General features: G+C 72.2%; 19 protein-coding genes and 1 tRNA gene. 11 read left to right on the forward strand and 9 right to left on the reverse strand.

All coding sequences use genetic code 11. The features are described 5' to 3' along the window. Positions 1 to 172: 172 nt before the first annotated feature. Positions 173 to 823, reverse strand: a complete 651-nt coding sequence (locus tag ACZ4YL_RS14925) for a hypothetical protein (RefSeq protein WP_468116689.1) — start codon at positions 821 to 823, stop codon at positions 173 to 175. 47 nt (positions 824 to 870) lie between these two features. Between ACZ4YL_RS14925 and ACZ4YL_RS14930 the strand changes: the two genes are divergently transcribed. After that, positions 871 to 1,059 carry a DUF5703 family protein gene (locus tag ACZ4YL_RS14930; protein ID WP_030009118.1) on the forward strand — a complete coding sequence of 63 codons (189 nt, stop codon included), beginning with the start codon at positions 871 to 873 and terminating at the stop codon, positions 1,057 to 1,059. 39 nt (positions 1,060 to 1,098) lie between these two features. Here the strand turns inward: ACZ4YL_RS14930 and ACZ4YL_RS14935 are convergent, their stop codons facing one another. The 3 genes from ACZ4YL_RS14935 to ACZ4YL_RS14945 form a co-directional block, all read right to left on the reverse strand. Next, positions 1,099 to 1,956, reverse strand: a complete 858-nt coding sequence (locus ACZ4YL_RS14935) for a chaplin (protein ID WP_468116690.1) — start codon at positions 1,954 to 1,956, stop codon at positions 1,099 to 1,101. Between the two features lie 160 nt (positions 1,957 to 2,116). Next, positions 2,117 to 2,350 (reverse strand): chaplin, encoded by a 234-nt coding sequence (locus ACZ4YL_RS14940; RefSeq protein ID WP_301372169.1) that lies wholly within the window; start codon positions 2,348 to 2,350, stop codon positions 2,117 to 2,119. A gap of 129 nt (positions 2,351 to 2,479) precedes the next feature. Further along, on the reverse strand, positions 2,480 to 3,805 hold the full coding sequence (locus ACZ4YL_RS14945; RefSeq protein WP_030009121.1) for a M20/M25/M40 family metallo-hydrolase: 1,326 nt from the start codon (positions 3,803 to 3,805) through the stop codon (positions 2,480 to 2,482). A 165-nt stretch (positions 3,806 to 3,970) separates the two neighbouring features. On the opposite strand from ACZ4YL_RS14945, the gene ACZ4YL_RS14950 reads away from it, so the two are divergent. Then, a tRNA-Leu gene (locus ACZ4YL_RS14950) sits at positions 3,971 to 4,058 on the forward strand. Positions 4,059 to 4,193: 135 nt separating this feature from the next. Here ACZ4YL_RS14950 and sigJ read toward each other — a convergent pair. Then, a complete protein-coding gene (sigJ, locus tag ACZ4YL_RS14955; RefSeq protein ID WP_468116693.1) occupies positions 4,194 to 5,123 on the reverse strand; it encodes an RNA polymerase sigma factor SigJ in 930 nt (309 codons plus the stop codon). 122 nt (positions 5,124 to 5,245) lie between these two features. Here sigJ and ACZ4YL_RS14960 point away from each other — a divergent pair, with 122 nt between their 5' ends. Beyond that, entirely contained in the window at positions 5,246 to 5,629 is a 384-nt protein-coding gene (locus ACZ4YL_RS14960; RefSeq protein WP_468116694.1) for a hypothetical protein, read from the forward strand. Between the two features lie 105 nt (positions 5,630 to 5,734). After that, on the forward strand, positions 5,735 to 7,504 hold the full coding sequence (locus ACZ4YL_RS14965; protein WP_468116696.1) for a SpoIIE family protein phosphatase: 1,770 nt from the start codon (positions 5,735 to 5,737) through the stop codon (positions 7,502 to 7,504). 113 nt (positions 7,505 to 7,617) lie between these two features. Here the strand turns inward: ACZ4YL_RS14965 and ACZ4YL_RS14970 are convergent, their stop codons facing one another. The 3 genes from ACZ4YL_RS14970 to ACZ4YL_RS14980 all read right to left on the reverse strand — a co-directional run bounded on the left by ACZ4YL_RS14970 (position 7,618) and on the right by ACZ4YL_RS14980 (position 11,924). Continuing rightward, positions 7,618 to 9,057, reverse strand: coding sequence for an amino acid permease (locus ACZ4YL_RS14970; protein WP_468116792.1), 1,440 nt, complete (start codon positions 9,055 to 9,057; stop codon positions 7,618 to 7,620). Between the two features lie 228 nt (positions 9,058 to 9,285). Beyond that, positions 9,286 to 10,857: an APC family permease gene (locus ACZ4YL_RS14975; protein ID WP_468116698.1), complete on the reverse strand. Its 1,572-nt coding sequence runs from the start codon at positions 10,855 to 10,857 to the stop codon at positions 9,286 to 9,288. Positions 10,858 to 10,976: 119 nt separating this feature from the next. After that, on the reverse strand, positions 10,977 to 11,924 hold the full coding sequence (locus tag ACZ4YL_RS14980; RefSeq protein WP_468116700.1) for a hypothetical protein: 948 nt from the start codon (positions 11,922 to 11,924) through the stop codon (positions 10,977 to 10,979). Positions 11,925 to 12,189: 265 nt separating this feature from the next. Between ACZ4YL_RS14980 and ACZ4YL_RS14985 the strand changes: the two genes are divergently transcribed. Continuing rightward, the gene (locus ACZ4YL_RS14985) at positions 12,190 to 12,615 is read left to right on the forward strand and encodes an ASCH domain-containing protein (RefSeq protein ID WP_468116702.1); all 426 of its coding nucleotides are present in this window, start codon (positions 12,190 to 12,192) and stop codon (positions 12,613 to 12,615) included. A gap of 32 nt (positions 12,616 to 12,647) precedes the next feature. Here the strand turns inward: ACZ4YL_RS14985 and ACZ4YL_RS14990 are convergent, their stop codons facing one another. Then, positions 12,648 to 14,303 carry an FAD-binding dehydrogenase gene (locus ACZ4YL_RS14990; protein ID WP_468116704.1) on the reverse strand — a complete coding sequence of 552 codons (1,656 nt, stop codon included), beginning with the start codon at positions 14,301 to 14,303 and terminating at the stop codon, positions 12,648 to 12,650. Positions 14,304 to 14,388: 85 nt separating this feature from the next. Between ACZ4YL_RS14990 and ACZ4YL_RS14995 the strand changes: the two genes are divergently transcribed. From ACZ4YL_RS14995 to ACZ4YL_RS15020, 6 genes are all read left to right on the forward strand, one after another. Continuing rightward, positions 14,389 to 14,970, forward strand: a complete 582-nt coding sequence (locus ACZ4YL_RS14995; RefSeq protein ID WP_468116705.1) for an NUDIX hydrolase — start codon at positions 14,389 to 14,391, stop codon at positions 14,968 to 14,970. A gap of 19 nt (positions 14,971 to 14,989) precedes the next feature. Further along, positions 14,990 to 15,388 carry a YidH family protein gene (locus tag ACZ4YL_RS15000; protein WP_468116707.1) on the forward strand — a complete coding sequence of 133 codons (399 nt, stop codon included), beginning with the start codon at positions 14,990 to 14,992 and terminating at the stop codon, positions 15,386 to 15,388. Beyond that, entirely contained in the window at positions 15,385 to 15,702 is a 318-nt protein-coding gene (locus tag ACZ4YL_RS15005; RefSeq protein WP_468116709.1) for a DUF202 domain-containing protein, read from the forward strand. The genes ACZ4YL_RS15000 and ACZ4YL_RS15005 overlap by 4 nt, the downstream gene beginning before the upstream one ends. A gap of 86 nt (positions 15,703 to 15,788) precedes the next feature. After that, on the forward strand, positions 15,789 to 16,085 hold the full coding sequence (locus tag ACZ4YL_RS15010) for a hypothetical protein (RefSeq protein ID WP_468116711.1): 297 nt from the start codon (positions 15,789 to 15,791) through the stop codon (positions 16,083 to 16,085). 145 nt (positions 16,086 to 16,230) lie between these two features. After that, on the forward strand, positions 16,231 to 17,142 hold the full coding sequence (locus tag ACZ4YL_RS15015) for an MBL fold metallo-hydrolase (protein ID WP_468116713.1): 912 nt from the start codon (positions 16,231 to 16,233) through the stop codon (positions 17,140 to 17,142). 146 nt (positions 17,143 to 17,288) lie between these two features. Further along, a complete protein-coding gene (locus ACZ4YL_RS15020) occupies positions 17,289 to 18,356 on the forward strand; it encodes a phosphotransferase family protein (protein ID WP_468116715.1) in 1,068 nt (355 codons plus the stop codon). Positions 18,357 to 18,364: the final 8 nt, after the last annotated feature.

The following is an 18,364-nucleotide window of genomic DNA, read 5'->3' on the forward strand; positions in this document are numbered from 1 at the left end:
TGCCACATGTGTGGGCTGATGTGTGGGGGAATCGTTGTAAGGCGCGCCGGGGGGGGGGGGGGGTGTTTTTGGGGGGGGGGGGGGGGGGGGGGGGGGGAAATCGGTTGTGCCCCCCCCCGGGAGGGGCGGGGGCCACGGGGTCCGGCACGTGCGGGGCCGCGATCGGGCCGGGTCAGGCCGGGGTCAGCCCCGGCTCCGAGGCCTCGTCCTCGTCGAACTCGTCGGACTCCTCGTCGAAGACCGAGCTGACGTCGAACCGGTGCAGCACGTCCTGCGGATCGATGTGCCCGAAGGGCGAGCCCAGCCACTCCCCCGGTTCCGCCACCTCCTCCGAGGCCGCGATCCAGAGCGTGGAGTCACCCTCCTCCAGCCCGAAGTCCTTGTAGCGGGAGGCGATCTCGTCGGGCTCGTACTCCCCGAAGAGGACGCCCAGCGCGTCGGCGCTGCCGCCGTCGCCCACGAAATCGGCGTCCCGGTCGTGCGCGGCGACCCGCTCGGCCTGGGCGATCAGCCGGGCCGGTTCGACCACGGCGTAGTCGCGGCGGATGAGCACGCTGAAGGCGGCGGGCTCGGCGGGCCCGGTGTACGGGACGCCGTCCTCGGGCGTGGGGATCTCGAAGGGGGTGACCTCGTCGTAGCGGTCGTAGAGGAGTTCGTCGTACACCTCGGCCGCGGCGGCGAGTTCGTTGAACGCGGCGTAGACGTCCGGGTCCTCGTCCCCGATCCTGCGCTCGACCGCGGCGAGGTGACGGTCGAGCGCGGCCTTGACCGCCTCGGCGGCGGCGCGTACCTCGGCAACAGTGGGCAGATCGGCATCAGACATAGAGCAGACGCTATCCGTAGCAGGGCTCTGCCCGCACAATAGATGCGATGCCGGAATACGAATTTGTCGACGTGTACGTGCCCCGCGGTGTTCCTCGCAAGGAGGCGACCCGCCTGTTGACCGATCATGCCGAGTACGGGAACTGGGAACTCGACCGGCTGAGCCTGTACCGGGACGGCAGCCGCCGTGTGCGACTGCGCCGCCGGATCATCCGTCAGGTCCGCGCGACCTGGTGACGCGGGCCCCGGGGGCGGGGCCCGCGCCGTGACCGTCCGTCAGGCGGCGTTGCGGGCCCGCCGGTAGAGCACGGTGCCGGCGAGCAGCAGGCCGCCCGCGAGCGGCAGCCCGGCGGTGAGGACGTCACCGGACCCGGTGGCGGCGAGACCGCCGGCCTGTCCCGGGTTGTTCCCGGCCCCCGGACCGCCGGGATGCGTGACCGGGGTGACGGATCCCGTGCCGGGGTTGGCCGGCGCACCTGGGGTACCCGGGTTGCCGGGGGTGCCCGGACCACCGGGATTGCCCGGGGTACCCGGACCACCGGGGTTGCCGGGAGTGCCCGGACCGCCGGGATTCCCCGGTCCACCCGGGTTGCCGGGGGTGCCCGGACCGCCGGGATTGCCCGGGGTACCGGGACCACCGGGGTTACCAGGGTTGCCGGGGCCGCCGGGGTTACCCGGGTTGCCGGGGTTACCCGGGTTACCCGGGTTACCCGGGTTACCCGGGTTACCGGGGCCGCCCGGACCGCCCGGGTTGCCGGGGTTACCCGGACCACCGGGACCGCCCGGGTGGTCGTCGCACGGTTCGTCGTCGCCCGGCTGGCCGGGGTTGCCCGGGTGGTTCGGTTCGCCGGGCTTGCCGGGCTTCGGCGGCTTGGCGTGGCCCGGTCCGTTCACGCAGTGGTTCCCGAAAGCCGGGTTGAGGGCTCCCACCACATCGATCGTGTTCCCGCAGACGTTCACCGGCGCGTCCACGGGCGCCTGCAGGTTGTTCCCGGACAGCAGGCCCGGAGAGTTCGCGGCGTGCCCCGAGGCGCTGGCGTCCGCGTGTGCGTAGCCCCCGCCCATCGCGAGGACACCCCCCGCGGCCGCCATGGTGATCAGGGTCTTCCTGGTGACCTGTGCCGGTCGTCGCATCTGTACTCATCCCCTGGTGTGTACGTTTCGGCCGTCGTCCGACGGCTCGGCCCACCTGGCTCCCCTGCCTGGTACGCCGGAAGTGAGAGAAATCCGGGCCGGAAAGCCCGGTGGCCCCGGAGCGCTGGGATGCGCTCCGGGGCCGAAGACTTCAGACGCGTCAGGCGTTGACGCAGGTGTTGCCGAAGGCCGGGTTCAGCAGGCCGATCACGGAGACCGAGTTACCGCAGACGTTCACGGGGATGTGGACGGGAACCTGCAGCACGTTGCCGGACAGGACACCGGGCGAGCCGATGGCCGCACCCTGCGCACCCGCATCGGCGTGGGCCAGGCCCGCACCCGCGAGAACCAGGCCACCGGTGGCAGCCGCAGCGGCGACAACCTTCTTGATCATTGTTCCTCCTAGTAGGCAATGCGGTCCCAGCCGCGGACCGCAACACCTGTAACGAGGAGGGATCACCGGGGCTACGAGCGTATGAGTGCATTCACTCTTCTCAGTGGAATGCGCACATCTTCTCGAATCTCAGGCGTTGTCGATGAATCGGTCGAGCACCCGCACGCCGAACTTCAGTCCGTCGACCGGCACCCGCTCGTCCACGCCGTGGAACATCCCGGCGAAGTCCAGCTCCGGCGGCAGCTGCAGCGGCGCGAAGCCGAAGCAGCGGATGCCGAGGTCGTCGAAGGACTTGGCGTCCGTACCGCCCGAGAGCATGTACGGGACCGCCCGCGCGATCGGGTCCTCGGCCTTCAGGGCGCCCTGCATGGCGTCCACCAGCCTGCCGTCGAAGTCCGTCTCCAGCGCCTTGTCGCCGTGCACGTCCTCCCGCTTCACGCGCGGGCCGAGGATCCGGTCCAGGTCGGCGAAGAACTCGTCCTCGTAACCCGGCAGGAAGCGGCCGTCGACATGGGCCGTCGCCTGGCCGGGGATGACGTTGACCTTGTAGCCGGCGCCGAGCATCGTCGGGGCGGCCGAGTTGCGCAGCGTCGCGCCGACCATCTTGGCGATGCCGCCGAGCTTGGCGAGCGTCGCGTCCATGTTGTCCGGGTCCAGCGGGGTCCCGAGCGCGTCCGAGAGCTCGTCCAGGAAGCTGCGCACCGTCTTGGTCACGCGGACCGGCCACTGGTGGCGGCCGAGCCTGCCCACGGCCTCGCACAGCTCCGTGATGGCGTTGTCGCTGTTGGTCATGGAGCCGTGGCCCGCGGTGCCCTCCACCGTGAGCCGCATCCAGTGCATGCCCTTCTGGGCGGTCTCCACGAGGTAGAGCCGCAGGTTCTCGTTGACCGTGAAGGAGAAGCCGCCGACCTCGCCGATGGCCTCGGTGACGCCCTCGAACAGGCCCGGGTGCTTGTCGACGAGGTGCCGGGCCCCGTAGATGCCGCCCGCCTCCTCGTCGGCGAGGAAGGCCAGCACGATGTCCCGCGGGGGCTTGCGCCCGCTGCGCATCCGGTCGCGTACGACGGCCAGCGTCATCGCGTCCATGTCCTTCATGTCGACCGCGCCGCGGCCCCACACGCAGCCGTCGGCGATCTCGCCCGCGAAGGGGTCGTACGTCCAGTCGGCGGCGTTGGCCGGAACCACGTCGGTGTGCCCGTGGATCAGCAGCGCCGGCCGCGAGGGGTCCTCCCCCTCGATCCGCGCCACGGTCGAGGCGCGCCCCTTGTGCGATTCGAAGATCTGCGGCTCCAGCCCGACCTCGGCGAGCTTCTCGGCGACCCATTCCGCCGCCTTGCGCTCCCCGGGGCCCGAGTGGTCCCCGTAGTTGCTGGTGTCGATCCGGATGAGGTCCCGGCAGAGGTCGACCACCTCGTCCTCGCCGGAGACGGTCCTGCCCGTGCTCGACTCGCTCACGCTGCTTCCTCCCACTGATCAGTACCGAACCCCCATCCTCCCGCTCCGGGCCGTTCTCCCCAAGGGCGATCCCCGGCCGTCGGGGGGTGTGATCGAGGACCCCGGAATGTTTGGTAATGTTTTCCACGTCGGAACGGCCCGCGAGGGACGCGAGACAGACACCTTGTCCGGGTGGCGGAATGGCAGACGCGCTAGCTTGAGGTGCTAGTGCCCTTTATCGGGCGTGGGGGTTCAAGTCCCCCCTCGGACACCATGGTCAAACGACCTGGAAGAGCCGGTCAGAGCGACGCGAAGTCGCTCTGACCGGCTCTTTCGTCGTCCCGCGGCGCGTGGCGCGTGGCGCCCCCCCGGTGCAGCCGGTGGTGCCGGTCACCGGGGGCGCGCCGGGTCAGCCCTGTCCGTCCTCCACCCAGGGGCGGAGCTTCTCCGGATTGCGGACCGCCCAGATGCGGGTGACGCGATCGCCGCCGAGCTCGAACGCGGCCACGGTCACGGTGATCCCGGTGTGCTGGGCGACCAGGCCGGGCCGGCCGTTGACCGAGCGTTCCAGGAGCTCCAGTCCGGGAGCCCTGTCGGCGATCTGGATCAGGTACTCGGCGATGCGCGCGCTGCCCTCGATCGGTCGCAGGGCGGCGCCGACCAGTCCGCCGCCGTCGGCGATCATCGCGGCGTCGGGGGCCAGCAGGCCGACGAGGGCCTTGATGTCCCTGGCCTCCCACGCCTCCTTGAAGTTCCGCACCAGCGGGGCCTGTCCGGCCGTCGGGGCCGCCGGGACCTGCGCGGCGCTCACCCGCCGGCGGGCCGACGTCGCCAGCTGCCGGCAGGCCGCCGGCGTCCGGCCGACGATCCCGGCTATCTCGGCGAAGGGGTAGCGGAAGACGTCGTGGAGGATGAAGGCGACGCGTTCGGCCGGGGTCATCGACTCCAGTACGACGAGGAAGGCCATGTTGACCGACTCGTCCAGGGTGACCCGGTCGGCCGGGTCGACCGGCCCGGCCCCGCCGCCCGCCGGCCCGCCGATCCACTCCGCGCGGTCGGGCAGCGGCTCGGGGACCCATTCGCCGACGTAGCGCTCGCGGCGCGCCCGTGCCGAGCCGAGCAGGTCCAGGCAGATGCGGCCGGCGACCGTCGTCAGCCAGGCGCCGGGCGACTCGACCGCCTCCTGCTTCTGCCTCGGCATCGCGTACCAGCGCGCGTAGGTCTCCTGTACCGCGTCCTCGGCCTCGGACAGCGAACCGAGCAGCCGGTAGGCGAGGTTGGTGAGGTGCCCCCGCTCTCCGACGATCACGTCCAGGTGCGGATCGGACGACGTACCCATGCTCACGACTGCTCCCCCTGGCCCGCCTCTCGGTGCCTCGCCTCACATTTCGCGGGCCCACGTCGTCGGACTACCGAGACCATATCGATCTACGCCGTGAGGCAGAAGAGGGGACCGCCACCATGGCCACACTGACCACGGACAAGCCGCGTACCTTCACTTTCCTGCAGGTCACCGTCGCCCTGCAGACCTTGGCCATCTTCTTCCAGGCGGCCACCGCCGGGGTGCTGCTGTCCTCGGCCCACGGCGAGCTGCTGCACGGCATCGGAGCGCGTGTGATGTACGGGGCGACGATGCTGTACGTGATCGCCGCGGTGCTGGCGTGGCGGCCGGGCGGCGGGTCGCCCCGGCCCGTCCTGTACTCGTCGGGCTTCCTCGTCCTCGCCTCGGTGCAGGTGGTCCTGGGCATCGCGCGCGTGCCGTCGGTCCATGTCCCCCTGGGTGTCCTGATGTTTGCCCTGAGCCTGCTGGCGCTGAGCCGCAGACCGTCGGCCCGCCGGTCCTGATCGGCGCAACAGGGCAGGTCAGAGCGACGCAATGCCGCCCTGACCTGCCCTTTTGCTATGTTGGGACCACATCGGAGGGGCAGACCGGCTGATGGAGGTCCCGTGATGTGGGCTGAGGGTGCCGGCCCGCGTCCGCTGTTCGGCGAGGACGCGGACGAGGTGGTCGCCGCCGCCGTGGCGGGTGATCCGTCCGGTGTGGACCGGCTGGTGCGTGAGTACCGGCTGCTGCGGCAGGTCCTCGACGGGGCCCGGGCGGGGATCGCCCTGCTCGACACCGACCTGCGCTACCTGTACGTCAGCCCGCACATGGCCGTGATGAACGGCCTGCCCGCCGAGGCGCTGCTGGGGCGGACGCTGAACGAGGTGCTGCCGGACGTCGAGCGTCCTGACGAGGTGCTGCACGAGGTGCTGCGGGACGGGGAACCCCGGGAGCTGGTCCTGGAGGGCCGCACCCTGGCCGATTCACCGTACGAGTCGCGGGTGTGGCGGGGGACCTACCACCGACTGGAGGAGGACGGACGGGTGCTGGGGCTGGCGGGGATCGGCCTGGAGGTCAGCGCCCCCAGGGAGCGGCAGCGGGAGCTGTCGCGCACCAACCGGCGCCTGCTCCTGCTGGACACCGCCGCGGTGCGGGTCGGCACCACCCTCGATCTGGACACCACCTGTCGTGAGCTGACCGAGTTCCTGGTGCCCGGGCTGGCCGACGCCGCGAGCGTGGAGCTCATCCCGCGGGAAGGACCGGGCGGAGAGCTGCCCGACGGCGGGGCCCTGCGGCTGCGGCGGGTGGCGGTGGCCTCGGTACGGGATCTTTCGCCGCAGGTGCGGGCGCTCGGCGCGGCCGGGGAGTACGTGGACTACCAGCCCGGTTCGGCGGTCAGGCAGTGCCTGGAGAGCGGCGAGCCGTGGCTGGGCAACTTCTCCTCCGACGAGGCCTTCAGCCGGGCGGCGCCGAGCGCGGACCGGCTCTCCACGTACCGGGATGCGGGCATCCACTCGGGTGTCGTGGTCCCCCTGATCGCCCAGGACCGGCCGATCGGAACCCTCACCCTGGTGCGTGCCGGGGACTCGCCGGCCTTCGGGCGCGAGGACGTCGTCGTGGCCCGGACCCTGGCCGAGCGGGCGGCCGCCAGCCTCGCCAAGGCGGAGCGGTTCGCCCGGGAGCAGGGGATGGCCCTGGAACTGCAGCAGGCGCTGCTGTCCGAGCCCACCTTCCCGCACGGCGATCTCGAAGTGGCTTCCCGCTACCTGCCCTCCGGCACGGGTGTCCTGGTGGGCGGGGACTGGTTCGACTGCCTGGCGCTGCCCGGCGGCCGGACCCTGCTGGTGATGGGCGATGTGATGGGCCACGGCGTCGAGGCGGCGGTCGCCATGAGCCACTACCGCTCCCTCATCCGCGCGCTGGCCGCGTCCGGGCATCCGCCGGCGGACATCCTGTGCGAGGCGGACCATGTGGTCTTCGCGGGCGGTCTGGACCGGGTCGCGACCTGTCTGCTCGTCCTGGTCGACCATGCGGCCGGGACCTGCGTCCACGCGAGCGCCGGGCACCTGCCCGCCATGGTCATCGGCCGCGGGCAGGGTCCGTTCCTGGCGCCGGTCCCGGTGGGCCCGCCGCTGGGCACCGGCTACGGCCGGTACGAGGCCGCGTCCTTCGTCCTCAGGCCGGGTTGCGTCCTGATGATGTTCACCGACGGCCTGGTCGAGCGCCGGGGAGAGGACATCGACGCCTCGCTGCGACGGCTGACCGGCATTCCACTCCTGGTGGACGGGGCCCTGAACGAGGTCATCGACACGGTGCTGGCGGCGCTGCGGGTCACCGACGCGGAGGACGACGTGACCGTCCTGGCCGCCCGTACCGCCGGGCGATCAGGACCCTAGTGCTGTGGCGGGGCGGCCCAGGTCACGCGGCTGGGGGTGTCGAGCAGGGCCACCGTCGAAGCCACCGCGCGGAACGGGTCCGGCGCGGTGGCTTCGGCGGGGGCGGGGCGGGATCAGCGGCGGGTGGTGGCGAGTTCGGCCACGCGGCCGCGGACCAGGTACCAGCCGCCGACCAGGGCGGCGCCGATGACCGGGACGAACAGGACCGTGGTGCGGCCGACACCGCCGTCGCACCACATCAGCACCAGCACGGCGAGCAGGAAGACCAGGGTGACGATCTGGGTGTACGGGGCCCAGGGCAGGCGGTACGAGGGACGCTCCACGAGGCCCTGCCGGGAGCGGCGCCAGAAGAACAGCGAGCAGATCATGACCATCGCCCAGGTGCCGAGGATGCCCAGCGAGGCGAAGTTCAGGACGAGCTCGAAGGCGTCCTTCGGCATGAAGGCGTTCAGCCCGACGCCCGCGAGGCCGAACGCGGCGGTGAACAGGACGCCGCCGTAGGGGACCTTGCCCTTGTTCATGACGCCGGTGAACTTCGGTGCGGAGCCGGACAGGGACATCGAGCGCAGGATGCGGCCGGTGGAGTAGAGGCCGGAGTTCAGGCTGGAGAGGGCGGCCGTCAGGACGACGAGGTTCATGATGCCCGCGGCGCCGGGGACGCCGAGCTTGTCGAAGACGGTGACGAAGGGGCTCTGGTCGGAGCTGTAGGCGGTGTAGGGCAGCAGGAGGGCGAGGAGGACGACCGAGCCGACGTAGAAGAGGCCCACGCGCCACATGATCGAGTTGATCGCCTTCGGCATGATCTTCTCGGGGTTCTCGGTCTCGCCGGCGGCGACTCCGCAGAGCTCGACGGAGGCGTACGCGAAGACGACGCCCTGGATCACCAGGAGCATCGGGAGGACGCCGGAGGGGAAGAGGCCGCCGTTGTCGGTGATGTTGGCGAGGCCCGGGGTGCTGCCGCCGATGTCGTGGCTGGTGGCGACGAGCCAGATGCCGACGATCAGGAAGACGACGAGCGCGGCGACCTTGACGAGCGAGAACCAGAACTCCATCTCGCCGAAGTACTTCACCGAGATCAGGTTGGCGGTGAGCACGATGGCGAGGGCGATGAAGGCGAGGACCCACTGGGGGACCTCGGTGAACAGCGACCAGAAGTGGGCGTAGGTCGCGGCGGCCGTGATGTCGGCGACGGTGGTCGTGGACCAGTTCAGGAAGTACAGCCAGCCTGCCGTGTAGGCGCCCTTCTCCCCCATGAACTCACGGGCGTAGGAGACGAAGGCGCCGGAGGAGGGGCGGTAGAGGACGAGCTCGCCGAGCGCCCGGACGACGAAGAAGGCGAAGATTCCGCACACCGCGTAGGCGATCGCCAGGGAGGGGCCGGCGCCGGCGAGGCGGCCGCCCGCGCCGAGGAAGAGGCCGGTGCCTATGGCCCCGCCGATCGCGATCATGTTGATGTGGCGGGACTTGAGGTCCTTGCTGTAGCCCTCGTCACCGGCGTCGACATGGCGGGTCGGCGCCGGGGCGGGTGCCTCGGTCAAGGTGCGGTCACTCAGGTCACTCATGTAGGACTTCGCCTTCGTGGATGGGACAAGGCAGGCCCTGACCGCCGCGCAGGGGAGCCGGGTGGTGTCCCCTGTGCTGCGATCCGGGTGGTTTGGTCGCAACAGGAGACCATGAGGCTCCACTCCCCTCCAAAAGCACCCCCTGCACACCGAAGCCCCCGACGACCATGGAAACGGGTGTCGGGGGCTTCCTAGAGGCTGGAAAGCGAGGAATCGAGGTCAGTCGCCCGGGGTGCCCTCCGCCGCCTGGTCGAGGCGGAAGGCCTCGTTCCCGAGGCCGATACGGGCGTGCACCTCGGGGCGGCTGCGGCGCAGCACGGCTCCGTAGGCCAGGCCGATCACCACCGCGGCGCCGATGATGCCGGGCAGCGCCCAGCTGAGCGCGGAGCCCTTCTCGGCGCCGACCAGGACGCCGAAGTCCTTGACGGTGTAGACGGCGATGGCGAGCAGGGCGAGGCCGGCGGTGCCGGCCGCGACGAGGCGCCAGACCTGGGCGCCGGCGGTACCGCGGCGGACGAAGAAGGCGATGACGGCGAAGGAGGCGGCGGCCATGAGCAGGGTCACGCCGAGGGCGCCGACGCTGCCCATCCAGGTGAACAGGTGCAGTACCGGGGTGGTGGGGTCGGGCGGCTGCACGGCGAGGGCGGGGTCGGCGGGGGCCTTGTCCTCGGTGAGCGCGAAGGCGATCACGGCGAGGGCGGCGACGCCGGTCTGCAGCAGGGAGCCGGTGGCGGGGGCGCCGGTGCCGGCGTTGGTGCGGCCGAAGGCGGCCGGGAGCAGGCCCTCGCGGCCCATGGCGAAGGCGTAGCGGGCGACCACGTTGTGGAAGCTGAGCATGGCCGCGAACATGCCGGTCACGAAGAGGACGTGCAGGACGTCGGTGAAGGTGGTGCCGAGGCGGCTCTCGGTGAGCTGGAAGAGCAGGGTGGGGCCGGCCTCGGCGGAGGTCTTGACGACCGCGGAGGGGCCGGTGGCGACGGTGAGGGCCCAGGCGCTGACGGCGAAGAAGAGGGCGACGAAGCCGACGGCGAGGAACATCACGCGGGAGACGACGATGTGCGGCTTGCTGGTCTCCTCGGCGTAGACCGGGGACTGCTCGAAGCCGACGAAGGCGGCGATGCAGAAGCAGAGCGCGGTGCCGAAGCCGGCTCCGCCCAGGGTCTCGGGGTTGAAGGCGTGGAGCGAGAGGCCTTCGGCGCCCGGCTTGCCGATGGCGGCGATGTCGAAGACGACGACGAGGACGCACTCGACGAGGAGGAGGACCCCGAGGACCTTCGCGTTGAGGTCGATCTTGAGCCAGCCGAGCGCGCCGGTGACGGCGACGGCGAGCAGGGCCGGTATCCACCAGGAGAGTTCGGTGTCCAGGTAGGTGGCGAAGAGGCCGGATATCTCGAAGCCGAGGATGCCGAAGACGCCGACCTGCATGGCGCTGTACGCGACGAGGGCGACGAGGGAGGCGCCCGCGCCGGCGGTGGGGCCGAGGCCGCGGGCGATGTACGCGTAGAAGGCGCCGGCGTTGTGGACGTGGCGGCTCATCTCGGCGTAGCCGACGCTGAAGAGCGCGAGGACGGCGCCGAGGATGACGAAGAGCAGGGGCTGGCCGACGATGCCCATGACCCCGAAGGTCGTGGGCATGACACCGGCGACGACCATCAGGGGCGCGCTGGCGGCGAGCACGGACAGGAGCAGCCCTGCGGTGCCGAGGCGGTCGGCGCGCAGGGCCCGGTCCTGGCCCTTGTACGTACGGATCTCGGCCGGGTCTTGGAGCGTGGAGGATCTGCCCGTCGGCATGGCGGCGTCCTTTCGGGGGCGTGGTGCTCGGGGATGGGCGCTTGGGGGGGGCGTCTTCGGGGCGTCCGCGGGTGGCACGGACAGGCGGTGCGGTCAGGCGGTGCGGTCAGGCGGTGCGGTCAGGCGGTGCCGAGTGCGACGCCGCGGGCGGCGAGGAAGGCCTTCTGCGGGTCCCGGTCCGGATAGGACCAGGGGGCGCGGGTGGCATGGCTGCCGATGCGGTGGAAGAGGGCGGCGGCCTCGGCGGGGCGGCCCTCGCAGAGTTTGGCGTGGGCGAGGAAGTTGAGGTCGACGCGGTTGCGGGGGTGGTCCTCGCGCTCCCACTCCAGCCACCAGTCGAAGGCGGAGCGCAGCACCTGACGGGCGCGGCGGCCCGCCCAGTGGGCGGCGGCGGACTCGGGCGAGTGCCCGTGCGTGGCGGCCAGCACCCGGTACCGCTCGGCGTGCGCGACGACGGGGAGCACGGCGAGCGGGGAGTCGGCCGGGGACTCCTCGGCGGCCCAGGACGCGAAGTCGTAGACCTCGTGGAGCGGGTCCTGGCCGGAGCCGAGGGTGCGTTCGGCCAGTCTGGCGACCATCAGGTGATGGGCGTGGTGGTGCTCGCGGTGGCGGGCCCGGACCTGGTCGAAATGGCGGCTGAACTCCTCCTCGCTGCCGAAGGCGCGGGAGAGGAGGAGCAGCCCGAGCCAGGGCGTCGGGTCCGCCGGGTGCAGGGTGGCGGCCCGGCGGCAGGCCTCCTCGGCCGCGGCCGGGGTGCCCTTCCGGCGCAGGGCGGCGAAGACGGCGGCGCAGGCGAGCAGGGTGGCGGCGTCGGCGCTCTCCGGTTCGGCGAGCAGCCACTCACGGGCCCAGGCGGAGGCCGCCGGGGTCTGCGCGAGGACGACGACGCGGTGGCCGCGGCGGTCCCAGTCGTCGCCGGTACCGACGAGGAGGGAACGGGCCCGGGTCCACCGGCCCTGGGTGAACTGGGAGCGCACGTCGACGAGTTCGGCGTCGCACAGGGCCGGGTCGAAGAGCTGGGCCTCCCGCTTGCGGGCGCGGCCGAGGGGCGGCGGAGGCGGGGACATCCGCGGGTTTCCCTCCAGGACGCGGGCGGACGAGGGGTGCGGTGGCCAGATACCCGCGCAAGGCGCACGCGAGGGCTTCGGCCGGGTCGGTCGGGGGATCGCGACGGTGAGCGCGTCGGTGATCACGCACAGCAAAGCGGTACGCCCAGCTCCGCGTCAAGGTCCAGTCCACTGCGTGGCGGGTTTCAACTGCTCTGACGGTGGTGCGAGTTGAGGCGGACTGGCCGGATCTGTGGGTGTCCGCGCCATCTCGCAGGGTGGCCGCATGACCACCTACGACGATCTTCCCCCGTATCTGCCGGGGTTCCCCGGTCCGCTGCGCGACCAGCTGGTCGCGGCGGTGCTGAGCGGGGCGAAGACCAGCAGCACCGGCCTGCTCGCGGAGTATGAGGCCGAGGACGAGCCGCTGCCACAGCCGGGTGCCCGGTCCCTGCTGGTGGATTCCGCGGAGCGCGGGGTGGCGGTGGTGGAGGTGACCGCCGTGGAGGTGCTGCGGCTCGGGGACATCGGGCTGCGGCACGCGCTCGACGAGGGCGAGGGGTACACGTCGGTGGCCGAATGGCGTACGGCACACGAGGAGTTCTGGCACAGCGCGCCGGTGCGCGCAGTGATCGGTGACCCGGGGTTCACGGTCGACGACGACACGCTCGTCATCGCGGAGCGGTTCCGGGTCACCGAACGGCTGGTCTGACGGCGCCCGTCAGTCCTCGCCCGCAGGGGACGTCAGCCGACGGCCCGGGCCGCGGCGCGGCCCGCCGCCCGGCCCGAGAAGATGCACCCGCCGAGGAAGGTGCCCTCCAGGGCCCGGTACCCGTGCACCCCGCCACCGCCGAATCCGGCCGCCTCGCCCGCCGCGTAGACGCCCGGCAGCGGTTCGCCGGACGCGGTCAGGACGCGTGAGGAGAGGTCGGTCTCCAGGCCGCCCAGGGACTTGCGGGTCAGGATCGACAGCCGTACCGCGATCAGCGGCCCGGCCTTGGGGTCCAGGATCCGGTGCGGGGCGGCCGTGCGGATCAGCTTGTCGCCGAGGTATCTGCGGGCACCGTGGATGGCGGTGACCTGCAGGTCCTTGGTGAAGGGGTTGGCGATCTCCCGGTCGCGGGCCACGATCTCGCCCCGGACGGTGGCCTCGTCGAGGAGGTCCTCCTTGGTGACCGCGTTCATGCCGCGGACCAGGGCGGACAGGTCGCGCTCGACGACGAAGTCGGCGCCGTTGTCCATGAAGGCCCGGACCGGGGCGGGTACGGCCTGGCGCGCGCGGGTGAAGACGTCGCGGATCGACTTGCCGGTCAGGTCCGGGTTCTGCTCGGAGCCGGAGAGGGCGAACTCCTTGCCGATGATGCGCTCGTTGAGCACGAACCAGGTGTGGTCGTGGCCGGTCTTCATGATGTGGTCGAGGGTGCCGAGGGTGTCGAAGCCCGGGAAGAGCGGCACGGGCAGCCGCTTGCCCGTCGCGTCCAGCCACAGCGGGGAGGGGCCGGGCAGGATGCGGATGCCGTGCCGGGCCCAGATCGGGTCCCAGTTCTGGATGCCCTCGGTGTAGTGCCACATCCGGTCCTTGTTGATGTGGCTGGCGCCCGCCCGCTCCGCGATGCCGAGCATCAGACCGTCGACGTGCGCCGGGACCCCGGAGAGCATCCGCTGCGGCGGGGTGCCGAGCCGGGCGGGCCACTGCGCGCGGACGAGGTCGTGGTTGCCGCCGATGCCGCCGCTGGTGACGATCACGGCCTGGGCCCGCAGGGAGAAGGTGCCGGTGGCCTCGCGGCTGCTGGCGGTGCCGCGTACGGCGTCGGAGGGTTCCAGGATCTCGCCCGTCACGGTGTCCACCGCGCCGGCCGTGGCGGAGAGCCCGGTGACCCGGTGGCGGAACGCGAACCGGACCAGGCCGCGGGCCACGCCGGCCCGCACCCGCCGCTCGAAGGGCTCCACCAGGCCGGGGCCGGTGCCCCAGGTGATGTGGAAGCGGGGTACGGAGTTCCCGTGGCCGTTGGCGTCGTAGCCGCCGCGCTCCGCCCAGCCGACCACCGGGAAGAAGCGGACGCCCTGGGCGTGCAGCCAGGAGCGCTTCTCGCCGGCCGCGAAATCGACGTAGGCCTCGGCCCAGCGGCGCGGCCAGGCGTCCTCCTCGCGGTCGAACCCGGCGGTGCCCAGCCAGTCCTGGAGGGCGAGCGCGTGACTGTCCTTGATCCGCATCCGGCGCTGTTCGGGCGAGTCCACGAAGAACAGCCCGCCGAAGGACCAGTGCGCCTGGCCGCCGATCGACCGTTCCGGCTCCTGGTCGAGCAGGATGACCTTGCGGCCCGCGTCGACGAGCTCGGCGGTGGCCACGAGCCCCGCGAGCCCGGCTCCGATCACGATCACGTCTGCGTCGTACGTCATGCGGTTACCCGTCCTCCGTCGGTGGTGGGGCAGATCCTTGGCTACGGAGCGGTAACCAGTCAACAGCGGTGATTGGATGACCTGTATGAGTGCCGCTGACGAAGTACTGGACGTGGTGGACCGGGACGACCGGGTCGTCGGACAGGCCCCGCGGGGCGAGGTGTACGCCCGGGGGCTGCTCCACCGTTGCGTGTTCGTGCAGGCCGGGGACGCGGAGGGGCGGATCTTCGTACACCGGCGGACCGCCTCGAAACTGGTCTTCCCCTCGCACTACGACATGTTCGTGGGCGGGGTGCTGGGCGCCGGCGAGAGCTACGCGCAGGCCGCGCTGCGCGAGGCCGAGGAGGAGCTGGGGGTGCGGGGGCTGGCGCAGCCGACGCCGCTGTTCAAGTTCCTGTACGAAGGTCCGGGCGGGGCCTGGTGGTCGTACGTGCACGAGGTGCGGTGCGAGGCGGCCGTGCGGCCACAGGAGTCCGAGGTCGCGTGGCACGCGTGGCTCTCCCCGGAGGAGTTGGCGGAGCGCGTCGGGGGCGGCGAGTGGGCCTGGGTGCCGGACGGCCTGGAGGCGTACCGGCGGCTGACAGCTTTCCGGGACCACCGGGCCGCCCGTGACCTCCGTGCCCCCCGGAGCTTCCGCGCGGAGGGCGGTCACGGGATCGGCGGGTAACGCCGCGTAGATTGGGCAGGTGATCGACTTCGTCAAGGACGTGCGCCTCTGGTTCGCACCCTCGCGGCTGAGGGACGAGGGCGAGACCCCGGACTACCGCTTCTCGCTGGCCAACGAACGGACCTTCCTCGCCTGGATCCGGACCGCGCTGGCCCTGGTGGGCGGCGGCTTCGCCGTCGACCAGTTCCTGCCGGACCTGCGCTGGGGGGTGCGGGTCGGGATGGCCTTCACCCTGCTCGCGGTGGGCGCGGCCTGTGCACTGCGGGCGGTGAACCACTGGGTGCGGTGCGAGCGGGCGATGCGGCGGGGCGAGGATCTGCCGCTGTCGCGCTTCCCGGTGCTGCTGAGCCTGGGCGTGGGGCTGGTGGCGGTGACGATGGTGGTGGTCGTGCTGCTGGGCTGGACGACGGGCCGGTGAGCACCTCGGGCACGGACCGCGATGCCGGGCTGCAGCCCGAGCGGACCCGGCTCGCGTGGCGGCGTACGACGCTGGCCTGCTCGGTGGTGGCGGTACTGGCGCTGCGGCAGGCGTTGCGCGGGACGGGCGCGCCGGCGGAGGTGGCCGGGGCGGCGGCCATCGCGCTGATCTGGCTGGCGTTCCTGTGGGTGGCCCACCGGCGGATCCGGACGCTGGCGGCCGGCCGGCCGCGGGAGCTCGCGCCGCAGGCGGCCCTGGCGGTGGTGGCGTGCACGGTGGCGCTGGCGGTCTTCGCGATGACGGTGATCCTCTGAGCCGCCGGCCGGTGTGATGATCGTGCTTCGCCGCGCCACTGCGACACAACGGGCGATACCCGGCAATCCACACTAATCTCGGCGCCATGACGACCCTGCACCACGAACACCCCACGCACCAGCACGCGCACGGCACGGACTGCGGGCACCGGGCGGTCGCGCACGGCGACCACGTCGACTACGCGCACGACGGCCATCTGCACCGGGAGCACTCGGGGCACTGGGACGAATGCGAGCCCAGCGGGCACACCACGCACGACGGCCACGCGCACGCGCACGGCGCGGACTGCGGGCACGAGACGGTCCGGCACGGCGATCACGTGGACTACCTGCACGACGGGCACCGGCACGCGGCACACGACGGACACTACGACGACCACTGACCGGACCACGGATCCGACCGCTGACCGGATCACCGGCCGGGCCACCGGCTGAAGGTCCGGTCAGGAGCGGTACCCGCCCTCCCCCGGCGCGGCAACGGCTGGCAGGATGCCGACCGTTCGTCGAAGCGACCCGGGGAGAGCGCAGATGTCCGTCGAAGAGCCTTACCTCGTCCAGCCCGCACCGGGGGTGTACGCCTACGTCCAGCCGGACGGCGGCTGGTGCCTCAACAACGCCGGATTCGTGACCGACGGGGGCCGGACCCTGCTCGTGGACACGGCCGCCACCGAGCGGCGGGCCCTGGCCCTGCGCGCCGCGGTCGTGGCGGCCGGGGTGCCGCTCCCCCGCACCGTGGTCAACACCCACCACCACGGCGACCACACGTACGGAAACGGCGTCTTCGCCCCCGAGGCGCTGATCCTCGGGCATGACAACGCACGGTCCGAGCAGCTCGCGGCCGGGCACCAGCTGGAGCTGATCTGGCCCGCCACGGACTTCGGCGCGATCGACATCGTCCCGCCCGACCTCACCTACAACGACCGGGCGACCGTGCACGTCGGCGCGACGGAGGTACGGGTCATCCACCCTGGTGTCGCGCACACCACCGGGGACTCGGTCGTGTGGCTGCCCGGGCAGCGGGTGGTGTTCACCGGCGACCTGGTCTTCGCCGGGGGGACGCCGTTCCTGGCGATGGGCTCCCTCGCCGGCTCGCTGCGGGCGCTGGAGCTGCTGCGTTCGCTGGACGCGGAGACCGTCGTACCGGGCCACGGACCCCTGACCGACCCCTCGGCGTACGACTCCACCGAGCGCTACCTGCGGTACGTGGCCGAGCTCGCCCGGGAGGGGCGGGCGAAGGGGCTGTCCCCGCTGGAGGTGGCCCGGCAGGCCGATCTCGGCGAGTTCGGCTCCTGGCGGGAGAGCGAGCGGCTGGTGGCGAACGTGCACCGGGCGTACGCGGAGCTGGCCGGCCGGCCGGAGGGCGCGCCGCTGGACATCCTGGCCGTCCTGACGGACATGACCGTGATGAACGGCGGAACACCGATCCTCTGCCACGCCTGACGCCGCCGGATCCCGCCGGGCGGAGAGTTTTCTTTCCGCCCGGCCTCTGGACGACATACCGACTGGTCGGCATGATGGCTCGCGACGGTGCTCCGACGCACCGTCGTTCTTCCCCTCGTCCCCCGAATCGCACGGAGGTGCGCACCATGACCTCAGCCCCGGCCGACCCGCGCGGCCTGGATCTGGAGCGGCTGCGCGGTCATCTCGACCGGGCCCGGCCGGGACTCGTGGCCGGGACGCTGAGCGGCCGGCTCATCGAGGGCGGCCGGTCGAATCTCACGTACGAGATCACCGACGGGACCGCCCGCTGGGTGGTCCGCCGGCCGCCGCTGGGCCACGTCCTGGCCACCGCGCACGACATGCGGCGCGAGCACCGGGTCATCGAGGCGCTGCACGGCACGGCCGTGCCGGTGCCCGAGCCGCTGCTCCTGTGCGAGGACGAGGCCGTGCTCGGGGCGCCGTTCTACGTCATGGAGTTCGTGGACGGGGTGCCGTACCGGACGGCCGAGCAGCTCGCCGCGATCGGACCGGAGCGGACCCGGCGGGCGGTGCTGGGCCTGGTGGACACCCTGGTCGACCTGCACGCGGTGGACCCGGAAGCGATGGGCCTGGGCGACTTCGGCCGGCCCGAGGGCTTCCTGGACCGGCAGCTGCGCCGCTGGGGCAAGCAGCTCGCGGCCTCCCGGGGCCGGGAGCTCGCCGGGATCGACGAACTCCACGGCGCGCTCAGCCGGACGCTGCCCGACTCCCCAGCCCCGACCGTGGTGCACGGGGACTTCCGGCTCGACAACGTCCTGATCGGCGGCCCGGACGACACCATCCGGGCGGTGCTGGACTGGGAGATGTCCACGCTCGGGGATCCGCTGACCGACCTCGGGCTGCTGGTGATGTACAGCTCGGACCTGGGCCTGACCGGATCGCCGGTCAGTACGACGAGCGGGGCGCCGGGCCATCCGACGCCGGCCGAGCTCGTCGAGCGGTACGCCGCCCGCTCGGGCCGGGACACCGGGGCCATCGCCTGGTACACGGCCTTCGCCTGGTTCAAGCTCGCCGTGATCCTCGAGGGCATCCACTACCGCTACACGCTGGGGCAGACCGTCGGGGCGGGCTTCGACCGGATCGGCGAGCTGGTCCCGGTCTTCATCGAGCACGGACTGACCACTCTCCAGGACCGCCAGGACCGCCAGGACCGCCAGGACCGCCAGGAAGGCTGAGGCACTCA

The sequence above is a fragment of the Streptomyces sp. NPDC030021 genome, assembly GCF_055574035.1.

Bases quoted from the DNA above. Each gene is read 5' to 3' on its own strand.
- sigJ (WP_468116693.1), bottom strand. From the start codon at position 5,123: ATGGGTACGTCGTCCGATCCGCACCTGGACGTGATCGTCGGAGAGCGG.
- ACZ4YL_RS15020 (WP_468116715.1), top strand. From the start codon at position 17,289: ATGACCTCAGCCCCGGCCGACCCGCGCGGCCTGGATCTGGAGCGGCTG.
- ACZ4YL_RS14965 (WP_468116696.1), top strand. From the start codon at position 5,735: ATGTGGGCTGAGGGTGCCGGCCCGCGTCCGCTGTTCGGCGAGGACGCG.
- ACZ4YL_RS14975 (WP_468116698.1), bottom strand. From the start codon at position 10,857: ATGCCGACGGGCAGATCCTCCACGCTCCAAGACCCGGCCGAGATCCGT.
- ACZ4YL_RS14985 (WP_468116702.1), top strand. From the start codon at position 12,190: ATGACCACCTACGACGATCTTCCCCCGTATCTGCCGGGGTTCCCCGGT.
- ACZ4YL_RS14995 (WP_468116705.1), top strand. From the start codon at position 14,389: ATGAGTGCCGCTGACGAAGTACTGGACGTGGTGGACCGGGACGACCGG.
- ACZ4YL_RS14925 (WP_468116689.1), bottom strand. From the start codon at position 823: ATGTCTGATGCCGATCTGCCCACTGTTGCCGAGGTACGCGCCGCCGCC.
- ACZ4YL_RS14960 (WP_468116694.1), top strand. From the start codon at position 5,246: ATGGCCACACTGACCACGGACAAGCCGCGTACCTTCACTTTCCTGCAG.
- ACZ4YL_RS14980 (WP_468116700.1), bottom strand. From the start codon at position 11,924: ATGTCCCCGCCTCCGCCGCCCCTCGGCCGCGCCCGCAAGCGGGAGGCC.
- ACZ4YL_RS15015 (WP_468116713.1), top strand. From the start codon at position 16,231: ATGTCCGTCGAAGAGCCTTACCTCGTCCAGCCCGCACCGGGGGTGTAC.
- ACZ4YL_RS14930 (WP_030009118.1), top strand. From the start codon at position 871: ATGCCGGAATACGAATTTGTCGACGTGTACGTGCCCCGCGGTGTTCCT.
- ACZ4YL_RS14940 (WP_301372169.1), bottom strand. From the start codon at position 2,350: ATGATCAAGAAGGTTGTCGCCGCTGCGGCTGCCACCGGTGGCCTGGTT.
- ACZ4YL_RS14935 (WP_468116690.1), bottom strand. From the start codon at position 1,956: ATGCGACGACCGGCACAGGTCACCAGGAAGACCCTGATCACCATGGCG.
- ACZ4YL_RS15010 (WP_468116711.1), top strand. From the start codon at position 15,789: ATGACGACCCTGCACCACGAACACCCCACGCACCAGCACGCGCACGGC.
- ACZ4YL_RS14990 (WP_468116704.1), bottom strand. From the start codon at position 14,303: ATGACGTACGACGCAGACGTGATCGTGATCGGAGCCGGGCTCGCGGGG.